This is a genomic window from Rhodococcus wratislaviensis (genome assembly GCF_900455735.1).
Classification (GTDB): Bacteria; Actinomycetota; Actinomycetes; order Mycobacteriales; family Mycobacteriaceae; genus Rhodococcus_F; species Rhodococcus_F wratislaviensis.
Genome location: NZ_UAUI01000024.1, coordinates 572,745 through 595,765 on the forward strand (window position 1 = coordinate 572,745; position 23,021 = coordinate 595,765).

Consider the following 23,021-nt stretch of genomic DNA (forward strand, 5'->3'; position numbering starts at 1 on the left):
ACTCACGGGCGGCGGAGCCGCCTACTTCCACCACGGACGCAGCGGCACATGCGCCTCGCCCTTGGGGCCGAGTTTGACGGCGAGGACCTGGTGCAGCTGAACGACGTTGCGTTCGAAGCCCAGTCGCGACCCGGCCATGTAGAGACCCCACACACGTGCGGTGCCTTCGCCGACCTCGGCGACGCAGGCGTCCCAGTTGTCGACCAGGTTCTGGCACCATCCGGCGAGGGTGAGTGCGTAGTGTTCGCGCAGGTTCTCTTCGTGCCGCACCTCGAGCCCGACGTTCTGGATCTCGGTGATGATGCGTCCGGAGCCGGTGAGTTCGCCGTCGGGGAAGACGTATCGGTCGATGAATCCGCCTGCGCGCGCCTGACTCTGGTTGTCGGGCCGGGTGATGCAGTGGTTCAGCAGCCGGCCGCCCTCGCGGAGCTTGCTCTGCAGCAGACCGAAGTAGGCGGGGTAGTTGCCGACACCGATGTGCTCGGTGAGGCCGATCGAGGAGATGGCGTCGAATCCGGTCTCGGGGACGTCGCGGTAGTCGGAGAACCGGACCTCCGCGAGGTCGGACAGTCCTTCTTCGGCGATGGCCTTCTGCGCCCATTCGGCCTGTTCGCGGGACAGGGTGGCGCCGATGACCTTGACGCCGCGGCGGGCGGCGTACCGGACCATCGATCCCCAGCCGCAACCGATGTCGAGCAGTCGGTCGCCGGGCTGGAGGCCGAGCTTCTCGAAGACGAGGCGGTACTTGTTGTCCTGCGCTTCTTCGAGGGTCTGTTCGGCGTTCTCGTAGCACGCGCACGTGTACGTCATGGACGGGCCGAGGACGTACTCGTAGAAGGTGTTCGAGACGTCGTAGTGGTGGTGGATGACCTCGGCGTCGCGGGACTTGGAGTGCCGCAACCCTTCCGCGACCCGGCGCCAGCGCGGGAGATGCTCCTGCGGGGGAGGGGCGATGGGGCGCAGCAGATCCCAGCCGAGCGAGCGCGTGATGGCGGCGAGCGTGAGCGCGGACGGGCGACGGAAGTGCAGTTCGTCGCCCATGACGCGGAGGATCTCGTAGGGGTCGCCGGGGTGGACGCCGCGGGCCTCGAGGTCGCCGGACACGTAGGCCCGGGCCATGCCGAGGTCGCCGGGGGCGGTCGCGAGGTAGGTGGTGCCCCGGGTCGTCTTGAGGTGGAGTCCGTAGGGGGCGTCCTCCGGGCCGGCAGCGCTGCCGTCGTAGGCGGAGAACCGCAGGGGGAGCATGCCGTCGGACAGAGTTTCGAGAATCTCTGCGATGGTCAGCTTGTGGTCTTGGGAGCGTGAAGCTTTCAGAGTTGTCATCGACGTTGCACCGCCTTGGAGAAAAGGTCCAGTAATCGTGATTTCGGGTCGTAGCGTTTTTTCAGTTCCGTGTATCGATCGCCGCCGTAGTAGAGGCGTTCGAAATCTTCTCGTGAATAGTACGAATCGGAGTAGAGGGACTTGTGTCCGTCGAAGTCGTTGACCTTGTCCTCGATCAGCCGATTCGCCGCCCCCTCGGGTCGGCCCGGAACGATGGGCACCGACGACCAGAATCCGATGTTCACGTATGTGCGCTTCGGTTCGAGGGGGTACAGGGGCCAGGGGCGTTGCGAGGACGCGCCGGCGGGGGCGGGTTCCCGCAACCGCAACGGGCACAGCCACAGCGGTTCGATCGGGATCTCGTCGAGGAACCAGCGGACGAAGTCCGCGGTGCGCTCGATGGGCACTTCGACGTCCTGCACGACGCGTTCGCGCGGCGGGTTGCCCTTGCGCTTCTCGAGTCGGTCACCGATGTCGTACTTGTGGTCGAGGGCGATGAGCTTCCAGTAGAAGCTGCTGCGGAGGAGGTTCTTCGGCCACAGCCGGCGGATGGTGGGGTTCTGGGCGCCGAATGCGCGCGAGCACCAGAACCAGTCGGTGTCCCAGCGCCACAGGTAGTCTCGAATGGTGAGTTTGTCCGTTTTGGGATGGTTTACGGAACTGTGCTGGATGGACCGGTAGAAGATGCTCTGCCCGGTGTAGTCGCTGACGGGGCCGCCCTCGTCGGTCTGATGGCCCAGCGTCAGGTAACTCTCGGACGCGGTGAACACGACGCCGTCCAGGTAGTCGACGGGGATGCCGTCGTGGACGCGCTCGGTGACGATGCGATCCATTGCGGACTGCAGCTCGTCGAGGGAGTCGAAACGCAGATGGCGCAGTGCCACATACCGTTTGACGGGCTCGAGCTGGATGCGCAGCCGGGTGGAGTAGCCGAGGGTTCCGTAGGAGTTGGGGAATCCCCAGAACAGGTCGGAGTTCTCGCCTTCCGGTGTCGCGGTGACGATGTCGCCGTTGCCGGTCAGGACGTCGATCTCGAGGACGGATTCGTGGGGGAGCCCGTTGCGGAACGACGTCGACTCGATGCCGAGGCCGGTGACCGCGCCGCCGAGTGTGATGGTCTTGAGCTGCGGAACCACCAGCGGCGCCAGCCCGTACGGCAGGGTGGCGTCCACCAGGTCCTCGAAGGTGCACATTCCGGCGACATCCGCGGTCCGGGCCTGTGGGTCCACCGAGATGACTCCGCCGAGGCCGGTGACGTCGAGGCCGGGCGCGCTGGTCTGGGCCCGCGCCCGGAACAGGTTGGACGTCTTCTTCGCGAGTCGCACGGTGGCGTCCGTGGGAATCGCGCGGTAGGACGCGAGAAGCCGTTCGACGCCGGCGCGGTGAGCGTCGATCCCGGTGACGGGCAGAGTGCGATGCGCACGGAAGGGGCGTCCACCCTCCCGCATGCTTTTCAGTAGTTCAACCGAAGAGGCAGCCACACCCTGACGCTATCCCTCTCCGCGGCTTCAAGCCACGCATATCGGCGCGGTCGACCGAAGATTCACACAAATGTCTCATCAATGTGCGGGTCGCAACCACGTCGAAGTGAGCTACCTCACAATAGATTGCCACGTCATCGCCCGGACTCGCGGACGGAAGGCAGGATGAGAGGAGGAAGCAGTTTCGTACAAATCGTACAAGAGGAGTCAGAACAGTGGGCCAGGTCAGCGCGAGCAGTTCGATCACCGTCGCAGCCACACCGGAGAAGGCGCTCGCGGCTTTGACGGACTACGAGACGGTGCGTCCGCGCATCCTCTCGGAGCAGTACCTGGACTACCGCGTCCTCGAGGGTGGGCAGGGCGGCGGCACCGTCGCGCAGTGGACGTTGAAGGCCACGGAGAAGCGGTCGCGCGACATCAAGGCCACGGTCACCGTGGCGGGCAACACGATCACCGAGACGGACGCGAACTCGTCGCTCGTCACCACCTGGGTCGTCGCCCCGAGCGGCAGCGGTTCGACGGTCACCACGACCACCGAGTGGAAGGGCGCGGGCGGCATCGGCGGCTTCTTCGAGAAGACGTTCGCCCCGCTGGGTCTGAAGAAGATCCAGGGGCAGGTGCTGGCGAACCTGGAGCGCGAACTCGCCTGACGCGACGCCGGTTCGCTCCGGCGCCGTCGGCGTGAGTCCCACGACGGCGTCGGCGCCGGACCGCGCTGACGGTCACGGTCTACGCTGGCAGGGGAAACAGCAGAAAGGACCACGTCAGTGCAACCAGGTGGACAACCCGACATGTCGGCGCTCCTCGCGCAGGCACAGCAGATGCAGCAGCAGCTGATGGCCGCCCAGCAGGAGATGGCCGAGGCCGAGGTCACCGGGCAGGCCGGTGGCGGACTCGTGACCGCGACGGTCAAGGGGACAGGTGAAGTGGTCGGTCTGAAGATCGATCCGAAGGTCGTCGATCCCGACGACGTGGAGACATTGCAGGACCTCGTGATCGGTGCGATCGAGGACGCGTCGAACAAGGCGCAGGAGATCGCGGCGCAGAAGCTCGGTCCGCTCGCGGGTGGATTCGGTGGGGGAGGCCTGCCCGGTCTCCCCGGTTTCTAGAGGCCCGGCGTGTACGAAGGTCCGGTTCAGGATCTGATCGACGAGCTCGGCAAGCTGCCCGGCGTCGGGCCGAAGAGCGCACAGCGCATCGCGTTCCACCTGCTCAGCGTCGAACCGCCGGAGATCGACCGGCTCAAGAATGCGCTGCAGCGGGTGCGCGACGGCGTCCAGTTCTGCGTGGTGTGCGGCACGGTCTCCGACAAGGAGCACTGCCGCATCTGCGCCGATCCGCGCCGTGATCGCACGGTGATCTGTGTGGTCGAGGAGCCGAAGGACGTCCAGGCCGTCGAGCGCACACGCGAGTTCAAGGGCCGCTATCACGTTCTGGGCGGCGCGCTGGATCCGCTGTCCGGGGTGGGCCCCGATCAGCTCCGTATCCGGGAGCTGCTGGCGCGCATCGGCAATCAGGAGGATGGTGTCGACGTCTCCGAGGTGATCATCGCGACCGACCCCAACACCGAGGGGGAGGCCACCGCGACGTATCTGGTGCGGATGCTGCGGGACTTCCCCGGTCTGACGGTCAGCCGGCTCGCGTCGGGTCTGCCGATGGGCGGCGACCTCGAGTTCGCCGACGAGCTCACCCTGGGCAGGGCGTTGTCGGGGAGACGCACGCTGTGACGTCGGATCCGGGCACTGCCGCGCCGGTGAAGCGGACGGCCGAGCAGTCGCGGTCGCTGATCGTCGACGCTGCCGGCCGGGCGTTCGCGACGCGTCCCTACCGGGAGATCACGCTCAAGGACATCGCCGAGGACGCCGGGGTCAGCGCACCGCTGATCATCAAGTACTTCGGGTCGAAGGAGCAGTTGTTCGACGCGCTCGTCGATTTCCGTGCCGCCGCGGAGATCGTGTTCAGCGGTCCGTTGGACGGTCTCGGTGAGCGGATGGTGTCGATGTTCGCGCGGCCGCTCGAACCGTACAAGCCGCTGTCGCTGAACATCCTGTTCATGAGCGGGCCGAGCGAGGAGAGCAGCCGCAAGCTCCGCGCCAACTATTCGGCGCAGATGATCGACGCGCTGGCCGAACGACTGCCCGGGCCGGATGCCCGGCTGCGCGCCGAACTGGTGATGTCGATGCTGACGGGTCTCGCCGTCATGCGTCGCAAGATGATGCAGGAACACGCGACGGGTACCCCGGAAGAGGTGGTGGCGCACTACGCCCCGCTGGTGCAGGAGTTGCTCGACGGCTGAGGGCGGATTGTCCGGCTTGCGGGGTAAATGGTTGTTCACCTAGTGTGGTGAACAACCATTTACCAGCTGTGCAAGGGGTGACGCTTGACGATCTCGTTGCCGCGCCCACTGTCGGCGCTTGCGGATCAGCCGGTCGCACGGCCGGACTCTGCCGGCGGATCGCGTTACCTCTTCCCGATTCTCGCGTTCGCGGGCGTGTTCCAGGCCGTCCTGCAGACGGTCATGGTGCCCCTCCTGCCCAGCATGCCGACGTTCACCGGCGCGAGTCAGACGTCGGTGTCCTGGCTGATCACCACCACCCTCCTGGTCGGCGCGGTCGTCACCCCGATCTTCGGCAGGCTCGCCGACATGTTCGGCAAGAAGCGGATGCTGCTCGTCGCCTTCGTCTTCATGACGCTCGGAGCGTTGATCTGCGCCGTCACGTCCGATATCGCGTTCCTGATCTTCGCGCGGGGACTGCAGGGGGCAGGCGCCGCCGTCATCCCGGTCGGAATCTCGATCCTCCGCGACGAATTGCCGCGGGAGAAGGTCAACGGCGCCATCGCCATGATGAGCTCGACCCTCGGGATCGGCACCGCGCTCGGACTGCCGTTCGCGGCCTCCGTCGCCGAGTACTCCAACTGGCACGTCCTCTTCTGGGTCATCGCGGGCATCGGGCTCGCGGTCACCACCGCCGCGGTGCTGTTCATCCGCGAGTCCGACGTGCGGTCGGGTGGGCGGTTCGACGGTGTCGGCGCCGTCGGTCTGACCGCGGCCCTCGTCTGCCTGCTCGTCCCGATCACGCAGGGCAGCTCCTGGGGCTGGGGTAGTCCCGCGGTGCTGGGCATGTTCGCGTCCGCGGTGTTCCTGTTCGCGCTGTGGGGATATCAACAGCTGCGCAACCGCAACCCGCTGGTGGACCTGCGGGTGTCGGCGCGACGGTCGGTGCTGCTGCCGCATGTCACGGCGCTGCTCGTCGGTTTCGCGTTCTACGGAAACGCCCTCATCACCACGCAGCTGCTTCAGGCGCCGCGCGGGGACGCCGGCTACGGTCTGACGATCCTGCAGGCCGCGGTGTGCCAGCTGCCGACGAGTCTGTCGATGATCGTGTTCGCGCAGGTCGGGGCCCGGGTGTCCGAACGCTACGGGTCGAAGGTGACGATCCTGTCGGGCGCGATCTGCCTCGTCCTCGGCTACGCGCTGCACACCGTGCCGCACAAGGAACTGTGGATGGTGATCGCGGCACTCGGCGTCGCGGCCGTCGGTACCGCGCTGGTGTACAGCACGCTGCCGATGCTGATCGTGCGGGCCGTGCCGTCCACGCAGATGGCCGCGGCCAACGGCGTCAACGTCCTGCTGCGGACGATGGGTACCACCATGTGCAGCGCTGTGGTCGCGACGGTCCTGGCGGCGAGCATGGTGGGCGGTGTCGCCTCGGCCGCCGGATTCTCGATCGCCTACGGGGTGTGCGCCGTGCTGGCGGTCCTGGTGTTCGCGGTCTCCCTGGCCCTGCCGGGGCACGATCGGATGAAGAAAAGTCCGGTGGCGCCACTTGTGACGTAGATCACTCACGTGTATCGTCAGTGATGCGGATCGAGGAAATGTACCTGTGAGCAGAGAAAACTCGAGAAGCAGAGATCCGGCCGAGAATGCAGAAGCATTCCCGGCCGAACCCCTGTCTGGGGTCTTTACTCCTCCATCGATTCCGCGATCTGCTTGATGGCGGCCAGCCGGCGATCCCACTCGGCGCCGATCCGTTCCAGCGTCCGCGCCGTCTTGTTGAGCTCGGTGCCCAGCGCGCGGTAGCGGATCTCACGGCCCACCTTCACCGACTCCACCAATCCGCAGGCCTGCAGCGCATTCAGGTGCTTCGCGATGGCCTGCCGCGACACCGGGAGCCGGGTGGCGAGCGACGACGCCGACTGGTCGGCCCGCCCGAGTTCGGTGAGGATCTCCCAGCGGGTCTCGTCGGACAGCGCCGCGAACACCGAGGCCAGTTCGGCGTACGTGCCCACTGTCATGCCTTCACGCCGTGCAGATATGCGACCAGCTCGTCGAGTTCGGCGTGCCAGCCCTGGACGTTGCCCTCGCGGGCCCGCTTCTGGTCGGCGACGTCGCGGTCGAGGGTGTCGAATCCGGTCTCGACGACGGTCAGTTCGGTGCCGGCGGCGTGCTCGGACAGTGTGAACCGCACCAGGGTGGAGTTGCCGATCACCGGATCGGCGTCGATGTCGGCGGCCCAGCGGAAGCCGAACGCGTTCGGTTCGTCGACCTCCGTGACGACGGCGTGGGCGGTGCCGTGCTCGTCCCAGGTGAAGGCTGCCTTGCCGCCGACACTGAGGTCGAGCGACGTGCGCTGCCCGAACCACTGGCTGATCTTGTCGGGGTCCGTGATCGCCGCCCACACCGCTGATCTCGGGGCGTTCACGACAACGGTCCTGGTGATGCTGCTCGATGCGTCCATGGTGGGCCACCCTTTTCGACGACGGTTGATATGCAACTCCATGGTTGTACTATTTCCCACGTTCTGCAACCCCTCGGTTGCACCCACGCGTGAGTGCCAATGCGTATCGAGGGGTTTCTTCTCACTCACATGGGTTATCCACAGGCTGTGGAAAGAGTGGTTCGTCGGGGCGATTCCTGTCGGGGCGAGTCGACACCGTTCCGGGCATGGAACACGAATCATGGCAGGCCATTCTCGACGCCCAGGACGGCGTCGTCACCACCGCACAACTCCGGGCGCACGGCGTCAGTGCCACCGCACTCCGGCATCGAGTCGTGACCGGCCAGTGGTTGCGGGTGCTGCCGCGCGTCATCGCGGTCACCAACGGCCCGCTCACCCGCCCGATGGCCCTCTCCGCCGCACTCCTGTACGGCGGCCGGGCGATCCCGAGTCACCGGACCGCGGCCGAGGAATGGGGAATGGTCCGCGTCGACGACCCGTCGGCGCCGGTCCACATCACCGTCCCCTACAACTGCTCGGCCGTGAACCAGGGGCCGACGGTCCGCGCACCAGGCGGGCCGCGCCCGACCTCGGCCGGCAACGCACTCGTTCACGGCGGCGTCGTGGTCCACCGGTCCCGCGCGTTCGAGCACATCTCGGTCCCGTATCTCCGGCCACGGACATCGTTGGCCGACACGGTGATCGACCTCGCGGTATCCGAGGACACCCCGCGGGAGGCGGCCCTGCGATTCATCGAGGCCGCCACCAGTGGCAAAGTCCACGTCGAGGTGCTCCGGCGGAAACTCGAGGTCCGGCGTCCACACCGGTATGCGACCGACATCGCCGACGCCGTGATGCTGCTCGGCGACGGCGTTCAATCGGCCCTCGAACATCGTTACGCACTCGACGTCGAACGGGCGCACGGGCTGCCGAACGGGAAACGGCAGATGCCGCACGTCGTGGACGGCCGGATTCTGTACGAGGACGTCGATTACAGCCCCTGGGGTGTGCCGCTGATCGTCCGGCTCGACGGGCAGCAGTACCACAGCGCGCAACAGTCCCGCTTCCGTGACCGTCGCCGCGACAACGCGGCGGAACTCGCCGATCGTCCACGGCTGGTCTACGGGTGGGAGGAGACGACCCGCGACCCCTGCGGGGTGTTCGAGGAAGTGCGCCGGGTGTTGGTCCGCGAAGGCTGGGCCGATACGTCGCGCCGCTGTCCGGCCTGCCCACGTGAGTGACGAAGAGTGCCCGGCCACTCTTTCCCACTCACGTGCGGAGGTGAGTGGGAAGGAGTGCGGGACGACGCTTTGCCACTCACGTGCCTAGACGCGCAGGCGCTCCCGGCGCAGCTGCTCGACCTCGGGCAGGTCGAGGGGGGCGAGTTCGTCGACGCCCAGCGCCCGCTTCAACAGCAGGTCGGCGAGTTCGGGATTACGGGCGAGCGCGGGTCCGTGCATGTACGTGCCGATGACGGAACCCTGGACGACGCCTTCGAGCCCGTCCCCGACGCCGTTGCCGACACCGTGCGTGACCCGGGCGAGACCGCGGGCGTCGGCACCGAGTGTGGTACCGCCGCGGTGGTTTTCGAACCCGGTCAGCGGCTGCGTCAACCCGTCCATCTGCGGGTTCGTGATCACTTCACCGATGGACCGCGTCGCCTGCGGGGACGTGGTGACGTCGAGCATCGAGACGCCGTCGACGCGTTCGCCGCTCGACGTCTCGTACCAGTTTCCGAGCACCTGGATCGCGGCGCAGATCGCCAGGACGGGGACGCCGCGTTCGGCGGCCTTCTGCAGACCGGGGTACTTGGCGAGGTGCCGGGTGGCGAGGCGCTGCGCCGAGTCCTCGGCACCGCCGAGCGTGTAGACGTCGAGGGACTCCGGGACCGGGTCGTTCAGCGTGATCTCGACGATCTCCGCGTCGTATCCGCGCATGCGCAGTCGTTGCCGGAGGATCAGGGCGTTGCCGCCGTCGCCGTACGTGCCCATCACGTCGGGCAGTACCAGGCCGATGCGTACGGTCGAGTCAGGCATTGCGCGCCTCCTTCGCGATGGCGGTGTTCAGGTCGCGGAAGGCGGTGTAGTTGGCGAGCACCTCGACGCGTCCGGGTGGGCAGGACGCGATGGCCCGCAACGGGTTCGGGTCGAGCGTGTGCTCGACGCCGGCGTATGTGAGGCGGACGGCCAGGTCGGTGCCGCGTTCGCCGGCGGCGACCACCTTGACGCCCTCGAAGTGCTCGAACCGCACGTCCCACAGCCAGGACAGGTCTTCGCCGTCGGGGACCTGCCCGTTGACGGCGATCACGAGTCCGTCGACGGTCGGGTCGATCATCGACAGCGCTTCCTGCCAGCCGGCGGGGTTCTTGGCGAGCAGCATGTGCACGGAGTGCGACCCGACCTCGACGGTGCTGTAGCGGCCCGCGACCTCCTGGACGGTGGCCGCCGCGGCGACGGCGTCCTCCGCCTTCGCGCCCATCGCGACCGCCGCGGCGACGGCCTGCGCGGCGTTGCCGCGGTTGGCGCGTCCGGGGAGGGCGAGGGTCATCGGGATCTTCAGACCGTCGGGCCCGTACAGGTTTTCGTCGTCCAGCCACCAGTCGGGGGTCGGGCGCGCGAAGTCGGAACCGGTGCTGCGCCAGTGCGAGCCCTCCCACACGATGGGTTCACCGGTGCGCGGACAGCTGGCGGCGTCGCTGGCCCATCCGCCGCCCGCGGCGACCCAGACGACGTTCTTCGCGTCGTAGGCCACCGAGGTGACGAGGACGTCGTCGCAGTTGGCGATCACGACGGCTTCCGGGTGTGCGGCGACGCAGGCGCGGAGTTTGCGTTCGATCATGTTGATCTCGCCGACCCGGTCGAGCTGGTCGCGGCTGAGGTTGAGCAGGACCAGGGCCTCGGGGTTGACGGCGTCGCTGACGTGCGGGACGTGGAGTTCGTCGACCTCGAGGGCGGCGAGGGGTGCGTGGACGCGGGTGCTGAGCGCCGCGACGATGCCGGCGTCCATGTTGGCGCCGTCCGCCTGCGTTGCGACCTCACCGAGGGTGGAAAGCGCCGCCGCGGTCATCCGGGTGGTGGTGGACTTGCCGTTGGTGCCGGTGATCACTGCGGTGCGTCGGCCTGCGCCGAGTTGCTCCATCAGTGTCGGGTCGATCTTCAGGGCGATCAGTCCGCCGATCATCGAGCCTTTGCCGCGGCCTGCCTTCTGCGACGCCCACGAGGCCGCCGCCGCTGCCCGCAGGGCGACCTTGCCACGCGTCGTGATCCCAGTTCCAGTACTCACTCCGCGAGTTTTGCACAGGGTCCGGTCAGACGCCGACTCGCGCGGGGGCAGGTGAGTGCGAAAGTGTGCTCGGACGCACCTTGCCACTCACCTGGGTGGCGGCAGCACCGGCGATGACGACGGCCCCACCGATCAGCGACAGGACGCTCGGCTCCTCGTGCAGCACCAGCCAGGACGCCCCGATCCCGACGATGGGAACCAGCAGGGAGAACGGCGCGACCGTCCCGGCGGGGTACCGGCTGAGCAGTGCCGTCCACAGACCCGAGCCCGCGACCGTGCCGAGAATCACGATGTAGGCAAGGCCCGCGAGCGCGAGCGGGCCGTTGCCCTCCAGCGACGACGTCAGGGAGTTCCAGCCGGCCGACGGACCCTCCACACCGATCGACAGCGCCAGCATCGGCAGCGGCGGAATGACGCACATCCACAGCATCAGGCGCATCGGCTGGTCCGACGCGGCCTTGCGGTTGCCGATGTTGCCCAGCGCCCACGACAGTCCCGCGAGCAGCGTCAGGGCCACCGGCAGCAGCGCGGCGTGCTGGGCGCGGTCCCAGCCGATGAGCGTCATCCCGGCCATCGCCACCAGCAGTCCGCACACCTGCGTCGGCCGCAGCCGTTCCCGTAGCAGGACCGCGCCGAGGACCACGGTGAACGGCGCGGAGGACTGCAGCACCAGCGACGCCAGCCCGGTGGGCATCCCGACGTGCATGGCCCAGAACAGGAAGGCGAACTGGCAGACGCCGAACCCGAGGCCGTACACCAGCAGCCACTTCAGAGGGACCTGCGGCCGGGGGACGAACAGGATCACCGGGATCGCGATGACGAAGAATCGCAGCGCGGCGAAGAAGAACGGCGGGAAGTGATCGAGGCCCGCGCGAATGGCGAGGAAGTTGAGCCCCCACAGGACGACGACGGTGAGTCCGAGCAGCCGGTCGCGGGAGGTCATGCATTCCATCGTGAGGGCCGGAAACAATCAGGACAAGCGCATTAAAGTGCATCATCGATGTAGTTTTGCTACATGGATGCGACCCGGTTGCGTGTGCTGCGCGAGCTGGCGGACCGCGGAACGGTGGCGGCGACCGCGCAGGCGTTGTCGATGACGCCGTCGGCGGTGTCGCAGCAGCTCAAGATCCTCTCGCGGGAGGCCGGGGTGACCCTGCTCGAACCTGCCGGTCGCCGGTTGCGGCTCACGGATGCCGGTCAGGCCCTCGTCGTCCGCGCCGACGACGTCGTGGCCGCGCTGGACCGTGCGGCGGCGGAGATGAGCGCCTACCGCGGTTCGCCGCGCGGCCGGGTGCGGGTGGCGCTGTTCCCGTCCGGTGCCGCGCTGCTGCTGCCCGGACTGCTGGACGCGCTCGCGGGCAGCGGGGTGGACGTGCAGGCGCGCGACGAGGACCTGCCCGCCGCCGCGGTGCCCACCCTGCTCGCCGATTACGACGTGGTGCTGACGCATCGCGACGAGCGGGCCCCGGACACGTCCTCGCCGCGGGTGACTGCCGAACCGCTGATGCGCGAACCCATCGACCTCATCCTGCCGCCCGGCCACCCGCTCGCCGGACAGGATGCGGTCCGCCCGGACCAGTTGGCGGACGAGCGGTGGATCAGTGTGCGCGGCGGGTTCCCCGTCGACGACGTGCTGATGTCGGTGGCCGCCGCAACCGGTGTGCAGCCGCATGTGGTGATGCGCATCAACGACTTCCGCGTCATCGAGGAACTCGTCGCCGGCGGTCACGGCGTGGCCCTGCTGGCCCGCCATGCGGTGACGAACCGCTCGGTGGTCCAGCTGCCGCTGGCCGGGGTGCGGGCGGCCCGCATCTATGAGCTGGCCCGGCGGCCGGCAGCGGACGACGTTCCCGCGGTGGCGACGGTACTGCAGGCGTTCCGGGACGTCGCGGCGCGGATCGCGGACTGACCCGACAGCACGAAGGCCCGCACCGGGGCGGGCCTTCGACGGTGACGGTGCGGGTCAGGCCAGCGCCTTGGCCTTCAGCGTCTCGTACTCCTGCTGAGTGATGGTGCCCGCGTCGAGCAGGGCCTTCGCGTCCGCGATCTGCTCGGCGGAGGACTTGCCCGCCACCGAACGGATGTAGCTGTCCTGGGCCTGCTTCACCTCCTGCGCGGCCGCCATCGACCGCTGGGCCATGCCGTCGCTCTTGACGATGAGATACACGAGCGCGGTCAGCAGCGGGATGAAGAACAGGAAGATGATCCAGATGGCCTTCGCCCAGCCCGACGTCTTATGGTCGCGGAACAGGTCGGTGATGATGGAGAACAACAGGATCAGGTAGGCCACGAAGCCGAAGGTGACGATGATCACCCAGAGAAAGTCCCAGAAAGAGTCCATTGCAGCGCTCCATTCACAGTCGAATTCACTCTGCGCTGACTATCGCACCGGGCCGGGGCACCCGCGTCATCCGAAACAGGTGAAATGCGGTCGGAGCAGGAGCCACCGCCCGCGGTGGCGGAAACGCCGAACGGCCGCGACACCGGTAGGTGCCGCGGCCGTTCGGGTGGGGACTACTTGCCTGCTTCGACCGCCCGGCGCATGCCGCGCTCGACCGCACCGATGATGTACGGACGCAGCTCGACGGCCGGGATGACGGCGTCGACGGAGCCGACCCGCTGTGCCCGCTGGATGTTGTGCACGGCCTCGAACTCGGCCGCGACCTCACCGAGCTTCTCGTTGCGCACCGCAGCCTGCTGGGCCGCCAGCTCCACCCGCAGGTGAGCCTGCTGGGCGTCGTTCTGGGCGCCTGCCAGGTTGGCCTCGAGCTCCCGGATCGACGGGTCGGCGGCCACCCGAGAGTTGACCTCGCGGGTGAACACCACGGCCGCGGCGGGGGCACCACCGAGGACCGAGGCGAACGAACCCTCGACCGCCAGCACCTCCATGTTGTCGTTCAGTGCTCCGGAGAACACCACGAACGCGCCACCGTGGTAGCGGGAGACGACGCAGAACACGATCGGGCCGTCGAAGTTGACGATGGCGCGGCCGATCTCGGCGCCGTACTCGAGCTGGATGTGCCGCAGCGAGTCCGGGGAACCGTCGAAGCCGGACAGGTTGGCCAGCACCACGAGCGGACGGCTGCCGCTGGCGGCGTTGATCGCCCGGGCCGTCTTCTTCGACGACTGCGGGAACAGCGTTCCCGCGGTCCACTGGTCGGGACCGTTGGCCGGCGACCATCCCTTACGGGCGATGGCCCGCGACTCGATGCCGATGACGCTCACCGGGTAACCGCCGAGGTGCGCGTCGAACACGACGGACGTGTCGGCGTCCGCCATGTCGGCCCACCGCTCCAGCACCGCGTGGTCCTGGTCGACGAGCGAACGCATCACCGTGCGAATGTCGAACGGCTTCTTGCGTTCCGGGTTCGTCTCCGCGGAGAAGATGTCGCCGACCGTGGTGAAATCGCTGGACGGGTGGATGTGCGGGAAGGACCGCACGTCGCGCCCGATCGGGTCGCTGGTCTGCGCCCGGCGCGGGAAGCGTTCTCCGGCAACGACGTACGCGTGGTCGTAGTGCGCGAACAGGATCTCGCACGCGGCGGGCAGGTTCGGCGCCCAGTACTGCGCCTCACCGTTGGGGCCCATCACGCGGTCGTAACCACCGATGCCGAAGTTGTCCTCGGCCGAGACGCCACCCGAGTAGTCGAGCGAGTTCTTACCGGTGAGCACCATGGCGCTGTCCGGCGTCATGACGAGGATGCCCTTGGTGTGCATCAGCATCGTGGCTTCGGCGTTCCAGTACGGCTGCGCTCCGACGTTGATGCCGGCCACGATCACGTTGACCTCGCCACCGTTCTGCGTGAACGTGATGAGGCGGCGCAGGCCGCGGGACACCCAGTCCATGTTCTCGGTGCCGCTGTCCATGGAGATCGTCGCGCCGGACGACAGCGCGAACCACTCGACCGGGACACCCAGCTTCTCGGCCAGGTCCACACCGGCGACGAGGCGGGCGCACTCGGCTTCCGCGACGGTGCCGAGGGCCTTCGTCGGGTCACCGAACAGCGCGACGCGGGTCATTCCCTCGGGATGCCGGTCGGTGCGGGCGGTGACCAGACCGACGACGAGGCCGGCCTTGTTCTGACCGTACGGACGCTCGACGGGAACCAGCTGGCCCGACTCGTCCAGGTCGTGCTCGACGAAGCTGCCGTCGCGGCCGGTGAGCAGCGGGATCAGCTCGTACGGGTAGACGGTGCCGCGGGCGCGTGAGCTGCGGACCTTCTGCGTGTACGCGTCGAGCGGCTGCAGCGGCTCGGTCGGCGGCTCGGTGACCTTGACGACCACGCCGGCGCCGGTGCGGTAGGAGAAGCGCAGAGCCTTCTCCCGCGACTCCGTGCCGGGCTCGCCCTGGAGCCGGGCGATCACGGTGATCTCCTCGAGTCCGGCGCCCGCGGTGAGCGGTGCCGCGACCCGGGCGAACGCCTCGAGGTCCTCGACCGGGACGTCGATCTTCGGCCACACGTACAGCACGACGCGGTTGGCGTCGAGCTTGCGCTTGCTGCCGCGCGTGGCCTGCGCCCGGCGGATGCCGTCGAGGCACGACTGCAGGACGCGTTCCGCGGCGGGAACACCGATGACCTGGCCGTCCTCGTTGCGGACCGGCGTGATGTCGCGGATCTCGGCGAGCGCGATGAGGCGTTCGTCGGTGGGGTTCTCGCGCGAGACCAGGTTGAACAGGAACGTGTCGGCGACCGCGGGGAGGCGGGTGCCGTCGAAGTTCTTCAGACGCCACAGGTCGAGTCGCTGGCCGGTGAGCGGGTGCATGTCCCGGATCAGCTTCTCTTCCGCGAGGACACCTGCGTCCGGGCGGTACGTGAACTTGCGGACGTCCATGTCGGTTCCGCCGAAGACGGACACCGTGACCCGGCGGCAGGTCGCGGCCAGCGGCAGCGCCGCCAGCGCCTTCCGCAGGTCCTCGGACATCGTGTTCGGGTCGGCGGGCGGTGCGGTCCACGACAGGTAGAGGTCGAGGACGAGGTTGTCGGGGTTCTCCGCGGCAACGGCACCGATCTCGTCGAGCGCGCCGGGCAGTTCGGCGTACTCGGCGACGGCCGACACCAGGTTCAGGCGCTCGCCGAGCAGATCGAAGTTGCCGGTGACGAAACGCCGTCCGTTGCGGTCGAAGGACGTGACGTCCTCGAGCGTGCGGATGTCGTAGTAGCGACGGGTGACGACCTCGAGCAGCGGCCCGACGGTCGTGCTCTTGCGTGCGATCCGCTGCCCGAGGAGCTCGGTCAGCGACTGCGGGGTGGCGACCAGGGCCTCGAGACGTTCCTGGTAGTCGGCGGCGTCGGGACGCTCGGCGAGGTACTCGAGGCTGCCGCGGACACCGTCGTAGACCTGCTCGCGGGCCTTGCGGATCTGCGGCTCGTCGAAGAACCGGAACCGCACGTTGCGGGCGACGTTGCCGATCACCGGGTACCGGACCTGGGTGGCGATGATCAGCCGGTCCAGGACCTCGCCGAGTCCGCTGGGTGCACGGCCGGGAGCGTTGCCGTCGTTCAGCCACCGATCGAGCAGGGCAGCGATGACGGGAACCTGGTTGTCCATGCGCTGCTGCGCGAGGAACAGGCGGTAGACCGCCTCCTCCAGCTCGGCGGTGCGCTCGAGGTCGGTGACGTCGTAGTGACGCAGCGCCCGCGACAGCCGGGTCGTGAACGACTCGGGCAGGCCTTCGAGCTCGACGTCGAGGGTGTGGAGGTAGGTGTGGAAGTGCTCGCGCGGGCTGTGGACGCGCTCGTCACCGTCCTCCTCGGCGGCGGTCGGACGGTTACGTCCGATCTCGCAGATGTCCGCGAACGTGTTCAGCAGGGCGAGTTCGGCCTGCACGAGATCCGGGTCGCCCGCGATCTCGGCGCGCAGCTTCTCGTAATCGGCGAGGAGCACTCCGGCGCGCTTCGCGCTGACGTCGTAACCGGTGAGCAGTGCGGCGAGTGCGTCGATCTGCTCGAGGGCGTCGGCCCGGGTGTTCCCGTGCGAAGCGGGAGCACCGAGATCGAACTGGACGCGAGGCGACTTCGGAGCGGTGGACTCCTCGGAGCTCTCCTCGACGCGCAGCAGCGCCGTTCCGGCGTCGACCTGGGAGTTGACCATGGCGAGAACTTCCCGCACCCGGCCTGCGACGGGGGCGCGGACCGCGGTCTCCATCTTCATGCTCTCGAGGACGACCAGCGTGGCGCCGACCTCGACCTCGTCGCCGACGGACACGGGCACCGCGACCACGACTGCGGGAGCCGGTGCGCGGACGACGCCGGCCTCGTCCTGGCTGATCTGGTGGCTGATGCCGTCGACCTCGACGAGGTACTGGGCGCGGCCTGCGACGGAGACGACGTGGTGGCGGCGGTCGCCGATCACCAGGCGGCTCTCGAACTCGCTGAGGCGGTCGACCTCGACCTCGGTCTCGGGGGCGTCCCCGTCGACGCGGTAGCTGTGGGCGCCGACCTGCGTGACGGTGAGTCCGTAGGCCTGGCCCTGGTAGCTGAGCTCCACCTTGCGGCCGATGGCGTGACCGGCGCGGGGGCGTCCACCGCGAGCGGACGAGAGGAACGCCTCACGCTCGAGCTTCTCCTCGGCGTCGTAGACGTCGATGGCGGCGGCGATCAGGGCGACGTCCGCGGTCCGGGACGGGACGTTGGAGTTGCCTGCGTCGGTGCGGTCCAGCCAGCCGGTGTCCGCGGACGCCGAGATGACCTCTTCGCGGTCCAGCAGGTCCAGCAGGAACGACTTGGTGGTGGTGCCGCCCTGCAGCACGACCGTGGTCTCGCGAAGGGCGGTGCGCAGACGCGCGAGCGCCTCGGAGCGGTCGCGACCCCAGGCGATGACCTTGGCGACCATCGAGTCGTAGTCGGGCGGGATGACGTCGCCCTGGGCGATGCCGGTGTCGACGCGGAGACCGCTGCCGAGCGGGAACTTGAGCAGCTGCACGGCGCCGGGCGCGGGAGCGAAGCCGTTGGCGGCGTCCTCCGCGTTGAGGCGGGCCTCGACGGCGTGACCGAACTCGGGCGGGCAGTCGCCGACCAGCGGCTCACCGCTCGCGACGAGGATCTGCAGCTTCACCAGGTCGATGCCGGTGGTGGCCTCGGTGATGGGGTGCTCGACCTGGAGGCGGGTGTTGACCTCGAGGAACGTGAACGTCTTCTGCTCGGGCTGGTACAGGTACTCGACCGTGCCGGCGCCGCGGTAGCCGGCGGCGCGCACGAGCTCTGCGGAGACGGTGCGCAGGTGGTTCGACTGCTCGGCGGTGAGGAGCGGGGAGCTGGACTCCTCGATGACCTTCTGGTTCTTGCGCTGGATGGAGCAGTCGCGCACACCGGGAGCCCAGACGTTGCCGAAGTTGTCGGCAATCACCTGTACCTCGACGTGGCGTGCGTCGGTGACCAGTCGTTCGATGAACACGACGGGGTCGCCGAAGGACCGCTGGGCCTCACCCTGGGTGCGTTCGAGCGCGAGTTCGAGTTCGTCCTCGGACCACACCTTGCGGATACCGCGGCCACCACCACCGGAGCGGGCCTTGATGATGAGCGGGTAGCCGATGGCCTGGGCGTGACGGCGGGCGTCGGCGCGGGTGGCGACGGGGCCGCCGCTCCACGGCGCGACCGGGACCTCCACCTTCTCGGCGAGGAGCTTGGCCTCCACCTTGTCACCCAGCAGGCGCATCGATTCGGCGGGCGGGCCGATGAACGTGATGCCGAGCTGCTCGCAGACCTCGACGAACGCGGGATCCTCGGCGACGAAGCCCCAGCCGACCCACACGGCGTCGGCCTTGCTCTCGCGCAGTGCGCGGGCCAGCTCGGCGTGATCGAGGTAGGCGGTGCCGGTCTTGACTGTGCGCAAGCACACACCCTCGTCGGCCTGCCGAACGAACATCGCGCGGCGTTCTGCCTCGGTGTGCAGTGCGATCGTGCGGATGCCGTAGTTGTGCTCGGCGTTCAGTTCGCGCACCGCACGAATCAGGCGGACCGCCGCTTCGCCGCGGTTGACTATCGCTATTCGCTTGAACATCTGTTATCGCTCCGTTTCCGTAAAACTCATTGATCCGCAGAGTGTTTCGATGGCCAAGGCCATGTCCGCCGAGGACTGGGTGCCGCCTTCGCGGACACGTGCACCCCTGCACAATCCACTTGACTACCTCCAGGGGCGCCCCGAACGCGATCGTCGGACCTGCGCCATTGCGGGACCGATGCTCGGGGAATGCGAGCATAACGTCGAAAATATGTACCCGCGCGTAACTTCTGCGAGGCCCCGATCTGCTTGTCAAGCGTTCAATGACTTGCGTGTCGACCCTACGGCGGAGTAATGAGGCCGGAATTCCGCCGAACTGGGCGTCCTCCGGACATGTATCTGCAACCCGTTGTCACAGAGTCGTTTTCGTCCGGTTCCTCGAGAAGCTCTCGGGGAAGGGAACTTTCACGCGGAAGTTACTGGCGGTTCACCTTCGGGTCGGCGCCCGCGGGTTCGGTCGCGTGCGCCACCGCCCCCCGCACGCCGACGTGTGCCTCGCGGTGCATCCGGTCGACCATGTGCGGATAGTGCAGTTCGAACGCGGGACGCTCGGAGCGGATGCGTGGCAGCTCGGTGAAGTTGTGCCGCGGCGGCGGGCAGGTCGTCGCCCACTCGAGGGAGTTGCCGAACCCCCACGGATCGTCCACCGTGACCACCTCGCCGTAGCGGTAGCTCTTGAAGACGTTCCAGACGAACGGCACGGTCGACGCGCCCAGGACGAACGCGAACACGGTGGAGACCGAGTTGAGGACCGTGAAGCCGTCCGAGGGCAGGTAGTCGGCGTAGCGGCGCGGCATCCCCTCGGCGCCGAGCCAGTGCTGGACGAGGAACGTGCCGTGGAAACCGGTGAACGTGGTCCAGAAATGCCATTTGCCGAGACGCTCGTCGAGCATGCGGCCCGTCATCTTCGGGAACCAGAAGTAGATGCCCGCGTACGTGGCGAAGACGATCGTCCCGAACAGCACGTAGTGGAAGTGGGCGATCACGAAGTAGCTGTCGGTGACGTGGAAGTCCAGCGGCGGGCTCGCGAGGATGACGCCGGTGAGGCCGCCGAAGATGAACGTGATGAGGAAGCCGAGCGAGAACAGCATGGGGGTCTCGAACGTCAGCTGCCCCTTCCACATGGTGCCGATCCAGTTGAAGATCTTCACCCCGGTGGGCACCGCGATCAGGAACGTCATGAAGGAGAAGAACGGCAACAGCACCGCGCCCGTCGCGTACATGTGGTGCGCCCACACCGCGATCGACAGGGCGGCGATGGCGATCGTCGCGTAGACGAGCCCGCTGTACCCGAAGAGCGGTTTGCGGCTGAAGACCGGGAAGATCTCCGACACGATGCCGAAGAACGGCAGCGCGACGATATACACCTCCGGATGGCCGAAGAACCAGAACAGGTGCTGCCACAGCAGCACGCCGCCGGTGGCCGGGTCGTACAGATTGCCGCCCAGGTGGCGGTCGACGAACAGGCCCATCAGGGCGGCGGTGAGGATCGGGAACGCCACCAGGATCAGGATGCTGGTGATGAAGATGTTCCACGTGAAGATCGGCATCCGGAACATGATCATGCCCGGGGCTCGCAGGCAGATGACGGTGGTGATCATGTTGACGCCGCCGAGGATGGTGCCGAGACCGGACAGCGCCAGCCCCATGATCCACAGATCGGCGCCGACACCCGGCGCATGCAGCGCGCTCGTCAGCGGCGAGTACGCGGTCCACCCGAAGTCCGCGGCGCCCCCCGGGGTGATGAATCCCGCGATCGCGATGGTGCCGCCGAACAGGAACGCCCAGTAACTGAACGCGTTGAGACGGGGGAACGCGACGTCGGGGGCGCCGATCTGCAGCGGCAGGATGTAGTTGGCGAACCCGAACACGATCGGCGTCGCGTACAGCAGCAGCATGATCGTGCCGTGCATCGTGAACAGCTGGTTGTACTGCTCGTTCGACAGGAACTGCAGACCCGGTACGGCGAGTTCGCCGCGGATCAGCAGGGCCATCAGACCGCCGGCCATGAAGAACACGAACGACGTGATCAGGTACAGAATCCCCAGGTCCTTGGGATCGGTCGTCGTGATCATCTTGTAGAAGAAGCTGCCCTTGGGGCGGCGCCGGGCCGGAAACGGACGGACCGGAAGATGCTGTTGAAATGCCAGATTCACGACGCCCCCCGAAGGGTCCGAGGCGGTTCGGGTCCGGTGTGGACTCCGTTACCAGGGTAGTCACCCGGCGCCCGGAGGGAGCCGCTTTCTGTGGCCGGAAACGACGCGGCCGGAAACGACGCTGCCGCAGGTGCGCGTGGTGCGCGCCTGCGGCAGCGAGGGTCGGGAAGCGGTCAGTGCGCCCGGTTGACCGCCGAGACGACGGCGCGCAGCGACGCGGTGGTGATCGACGTCGCGATGCCGACACCCCAGACCACGGTGTTCCGTCCGTCGGGAGCGGTCACCGCGCACTCGACGTACGCGGCCGCCTGGGCGTCGTCCCCGGCCGACATGGCGTGCTCGGAGTAGTCGAGAACACGCACGTCGAAGTCGATCGTGGCGAGCGCGTCGACGAACGCGGCGAGCGGGCCGTTGCCCGAACCCGAGATCTCGTGCTCCTTGCCGTCGACCTTCACGGTCGCGGTGATGGAGTCGGTGCCGCCGTCCTCCTCGGACGCCGTGACCTTCTGCTTCATCCGCTCGAGCGGTGTGATCGGAGCCAGGTACTCCTCGTGGAAGACGTCCCACATCTCCTTGGGCGACACCTCGCCACCCTCGCCGTCGGTGATCCGCTGGACGGCCTGCGAGAACTCGATCTGCAGGCGACGCGGCAGCACCAGCCCGTGATCTGCCTTCATGATGTACGCGACCCCGCCCTTGCCGGACTGCGAGTTGACGCGGATCACGGCCTCGTACGTGCGGCCCACGTCCTTGGGGTCGATCGGCAGGTAGGGAACCGCCCACAGGATGTCGTCGACGTCCGCGTCCTGCGAGTCGGCGTCGAACTTCATGGCGTCGAGGCCCTTGTTGATCGCGTCCTGGTGGCTGCCGGAGAACGCGGTGTACACGAGGTCGCCGCCGTACGGGTGACGCTCGTGGACGGGCAGCTGGTTGCAGTACTCGACCGTGCGGCGGATCTCGTCGATGTTCGAGAAGTCGATTTGCGGGTCGACGCCCCGGGTGAACATGTTGAGTCCGAGCGTGACCAGGCAGACGTTTCCGGTGCGCTCACCGTTACCGAACAGGCAGCCCTCGATGCGGTCGGCGCCGGCCTGGTAGCCCAGCTCGGCGGCGGCCACGCCGGTGCCGCGGTCGTTGTGGGGGTGCAGCGACAGGATGACCGAGTCGCGGCGGGCCAGGTTGCGGTGCATCCACTCGATGGAGTCGGCGTACACGTTGGGCGTCGCCATCTCGACGGTGGCGGGCAGGTTCAGGATCACCGGGTTCGCCGGCGTCGGCTGCAGCACCTCGGTGACGGCGTCGCAGACCTCCTTGGCGTACTCGAGTTCCGTGCCGGTGTACGACTCGGGGGAGTATTCCCAGCGCCACTGCGTGTCGGGGTACTTCTTCGCCTCTTCGAGCGCCAGGGTCGCCGCGTCGGTCGCGATCTTCTTGATCACCTCGCGCTCGGCCTTGAACACCACCCGGCGCTGCAGGATGGACGTCGAGTTGTAGAAGTGGACGATCACCTTGTTCGCGCCCTCACAGGCCTCGAACGTGCGCTTGATCAGTTCCGGCCGGGACTGCGTGAGCACCTGGATGGTGACGTCGTCCGGGATCGCGCCGTCTTCGATGATCTCGCGGACGAAGTCGAAGTCCGTCTGGCTCGCCGACGGGAAGCCGACCTCGATCTCCTTGTAGCCCATCCGCACCAGCAGTTCGAACATGCGGCGCTTGCGGGCGGGGCTCATCGGGTCGATCAGCGCCTGGTTGCCGTCACGGAGGTCGACCGCGCACCACTGCGGCGCGCGGTCGATGATCTTGTCGGGCCACGAGCGGTCCGGCAGCGACACCGGCTCCACTTCTTCGGAGAAGGAGCGGTAGCGGAACGTCGGCATCGACGAATTCTTCTGCGTGTTCCACTCCGGCTGATCGGAGGGAGCAGGCTTGGAAGGCGGCGTGATGGTGCGCGTTCCGGAGGTAAAGGCGTCAGCGGGGGACATGGGATTGATCTCCAGGTTCGATGTGGACTTTCTGAGTCCAACGGCTGTGTCGACCGGCGCACGAGAAACCCCGCGACG

Annotated in this window: 18 protein-coding genes; 7 read left to right on the top strand and 11 right to left on the bottom strand. The window is 67.8% G+C overall.

Annotated elements, in window-relative coordinates; genetic code table 11:
* Window positions 1-21 precede the first annotated feature (21 nt).
* Both DTA22_RS28555 and DTA22_RS28560 read right to left on the bottom strand, forming a co-directional pair.
* Window positions 22-1,323, bottom strand: coding sequence for a class I SAM-dependent methyltransferase (locus tag DTA22_RS28555; RefSeq protein ID WP_005253370.1), 1,302 nt, complete (start codon window positions 1,321-1,323; stop codon window positions 22-24).
* A complete protein-coding gene (locus DTA22_RS28560; RefSeq protein ID WP_112301692.1) occupies window positions 1,320-2,771 on the bottom strand; it encodes an FAD-binding oxidoreductase in 1,452 nt (483 codons plus the stop codon). The genes DTA22_RS28555 and DTA22_RS28560 overlap by 4 nt, the downstream gene beginning before the upstream one ends.
* Window positions 2,772-3,019: 248 nt before the next feature.
* On the opposite strand from DTA22_RS28560, the gene DTA22_RS28565 reads away from it, so the two are divergent.
* The 5 genes from DTA22_RS28565 (at window position 3,020) to DTA22_RS28585 (ending at window position 6,642) form a co-directional block, all read left to right on the top strand.
* Window positions 3,020-3,454, top strand: a complete 435-nt coding sequence (locus tag DTA22_RS28565) for an SRPBCC family protein (RefSeq protein WP_005248646.1) — start codon at window positions 3,020-3,022, stop codon at window positions 3,452-3,454.
* A gap of 117 nt (window positions 3,455-3,571) precedes the next feature.
* Window positions 3,572-3,913: a YbaB/EbfC family nucleoid-associated protein gene (locus DTA22_RS28570; protein ID WP_009477269.1), complete on the top strand. Its 342-nt coding sequence runs from the start codon at window positions 3,572-3,574 to the stop codon at window positions 3,911-3,913.
* Window positions 3,914-3,922: 9 nt separating this feature from the next.
* Window positions 3,923-4,531 carry a recombination mediator RecR gene (gene recR, locus DTA22_RS28575; RefSeq protein WP_005248644.1) on the top strand — a complete coding sequence of 203 codons (609 nt, stop codon included), beginning with the start codon at window positions 3,923-3,925 and terminating at the stop codon, window positions 4,529-4,531.
* Window positions 4,528-5,100 (top strand): TetR/AcrR family transcriptional regulator, encoded by a 573-nt coding sequence (locus DTA22_RS28580; protein WP_005248642.1) that lies wholly within the window; start codon window positions 4,528-4,530, stop codon window positions 5,098-5,100. Before recR ends, DTA22_RS28580 begins: the two co-directional genes overlap by 4 nt.
* Window positions 5,101-5,184: 84 nt before the next feature.
* Complete coding sequence (locus DTA22_RS28585; RefSeq protein WP_112301693.1) at window positions 5,185-6,642, top strand: MFS transporter; 1,458 nt, start codon at window positions 5,185-5,187, stop codon at window positions 6,640-6,642.
* A gap of 125 nt (window positions 6,643-6,767) precedes the next feature.
* On the opposite strand, the gene DTA22_RS28590 is transcribed toward DTA22_RS28585, so the two are convergent.
* Both DTA22_RS28590 and DTA22_RS28595 read right to left on the bottom strand, forming a co-directional pair.
* Window positions 6,768-7,100: an ArsR/SmtB family transcription factor gene (locus DTA22_RS28590; RefSeq protein WP_112301694.1), complete on the bottom strand. Its 333-nt coding sequence runs from the start codon at window positions 7,098-7,100 to the stop codon at window positions 6,768-6,770.
* Window positions 7,097-7,543, bottom strand: coding sequence for an SRPBCC family protein (locus DTA22_RS28595; RefSeq protein WP_037229267.1), 447 nt, complete (start codon window positions 7,541-7,543; stop codon window positions 7,097-7,099). Before DTA22_RS28595 ends, DTA22_RS28590 begins: the two co-directional genes overlap by 4 nt.
* A 206-nt stretch (window positions 7,544-7,749) precedes the next feature.
* On the opposite strand from DTA22_RS28595, the gene DTA22_RS28600 reads away from it, so the two are divergent.
* Window positions 7,750-8,763: a type IV toxin-antitoxin system AbiEi family antitoxin domain-containing protein gene (locus DTA22_RS28600; RefSeq protein WP_112301695.1), complete on the top strand. Its 1,014-nt coding sequence runs from the start codon at window positions 7,750-7,752 to the stop codon at window positions 8,761-8,763.
* A gap of 84 nt (window positions 8,764-8,847) precedes the next feature.
* Here the strand turns inward: DTA22_RS28600 and DTA22_RS28605 are convergent, their stop codons facing one another.
* The 3 genes from DTA22_RS28605 to DTA22_RS28615 are packed head-to-tail and all read right to left on the bottom strand — an operon-like array spanning window position 8,848 to window position 11,747.
* Window positions 8,848-9,558, bottom strand: a complete 711-nt coding sequence (locus DTA22_RS28605; protein WP_112301696.1) for a type 1 glutamine amidotransferase — start codon at window positions 9,556-9,558, stop codon at window positions 8,848-8,850.
* Window positions 9,551-10,804, bottom strand: coding sequence for a Mur ligase family protein (locus tag DTA22_RS28610; protein ID WP_037229260.1), 1,254 nt, complete (start codon window positions 10,802-10,804; stop codon window positions 9,551-9,553). Before DTA22_RS28610 ends, DTA22_RS28605 begins: the two co-directional genes overlap by 8 nt.
* 25 nt (window positions 10,805-10,829) lie before the next feature.
* On the bottom strand, window positions 10,830-11,747 hold the full coding sequence (locus DTA22_RS28615) for an EamA family transporter (RefSeq protein ID WP_112301697.1): 918 nt from the start codon (window positions 11,745-11,747) through the stop codon (window positions 10,830-10,832).
* Window positions 11,748-11,819: 72 nt separating this feature from the next.
* Between DTA22_RS28615 and DTA22_RS28620 the strand changes: the two genes are divergently transcribed.
* Complete coding sequence (locus tag DTA22_RS28620) at window positions 11,820-12,713, top strand: LysR family transcriptional regulator (protein WP_037229251.1); 894 nt, start codon at window positions 11,820-11,822, stop codon at window positions 12,711-12,713.
* Window positions 12,714-12,767: 54 nt separating this feature from the next.
* Here the strand turns inward: DTA22_RS28620 and DTA22_RS28625 are convergent, their stop codons facing one another.
* The 4 genes from DTA22_RS28625 to leuA form a co-directional block, all read right to left on the bottom strand.
* Window positions 12,768-13,145, bottom strand: coding sequence for an SHOCT domain-containing protein (locus DTA22_RS28625; protein ID WP_005253383.1), 378 nt, complete (start codon window positions 13,143-13,145; stop codon window positions 12,768-12,770).
* A gap of 173 nt (window positions 13,146-13,318) precedes the next feature.
* A complete protein-coding gene (locus tag DTA22_RS28630) occupies window positions 13,319-18,805 on the bottom strand; it encodes an ATP-binding protein (protein WP_037229242.1) in 5,487 nt (1,828 codons plus the stop codon).
* Between the two features lie 416 nt (window positions 18,806-19,221).
* A complete protein-coding gene (gene ctaD / locus DTA22_RS28640; protein ID WP_009477278.1) occupies window positions 19,222-20,961 on the bottom strand; it encodes an aa3-type cytochrome oxidase subunit I in 1,740 nt (579 codons plus the stop codon).
* A 173-nt stretch (window positions 20,962-21,134) separates the two neighbouring features.
* Entirely contained in the window at window positions 21,135-22,943 is a 1,809-nt protein-coding gene (leuA, locus tag DTA22_RS28645; RefSeq protein ID WP_037229237.1) for a 2-isopropylmalate synthase, read from the bottom strand.
* Window positions 22,944-23,021: the final 78 nt, after the last annotated feature.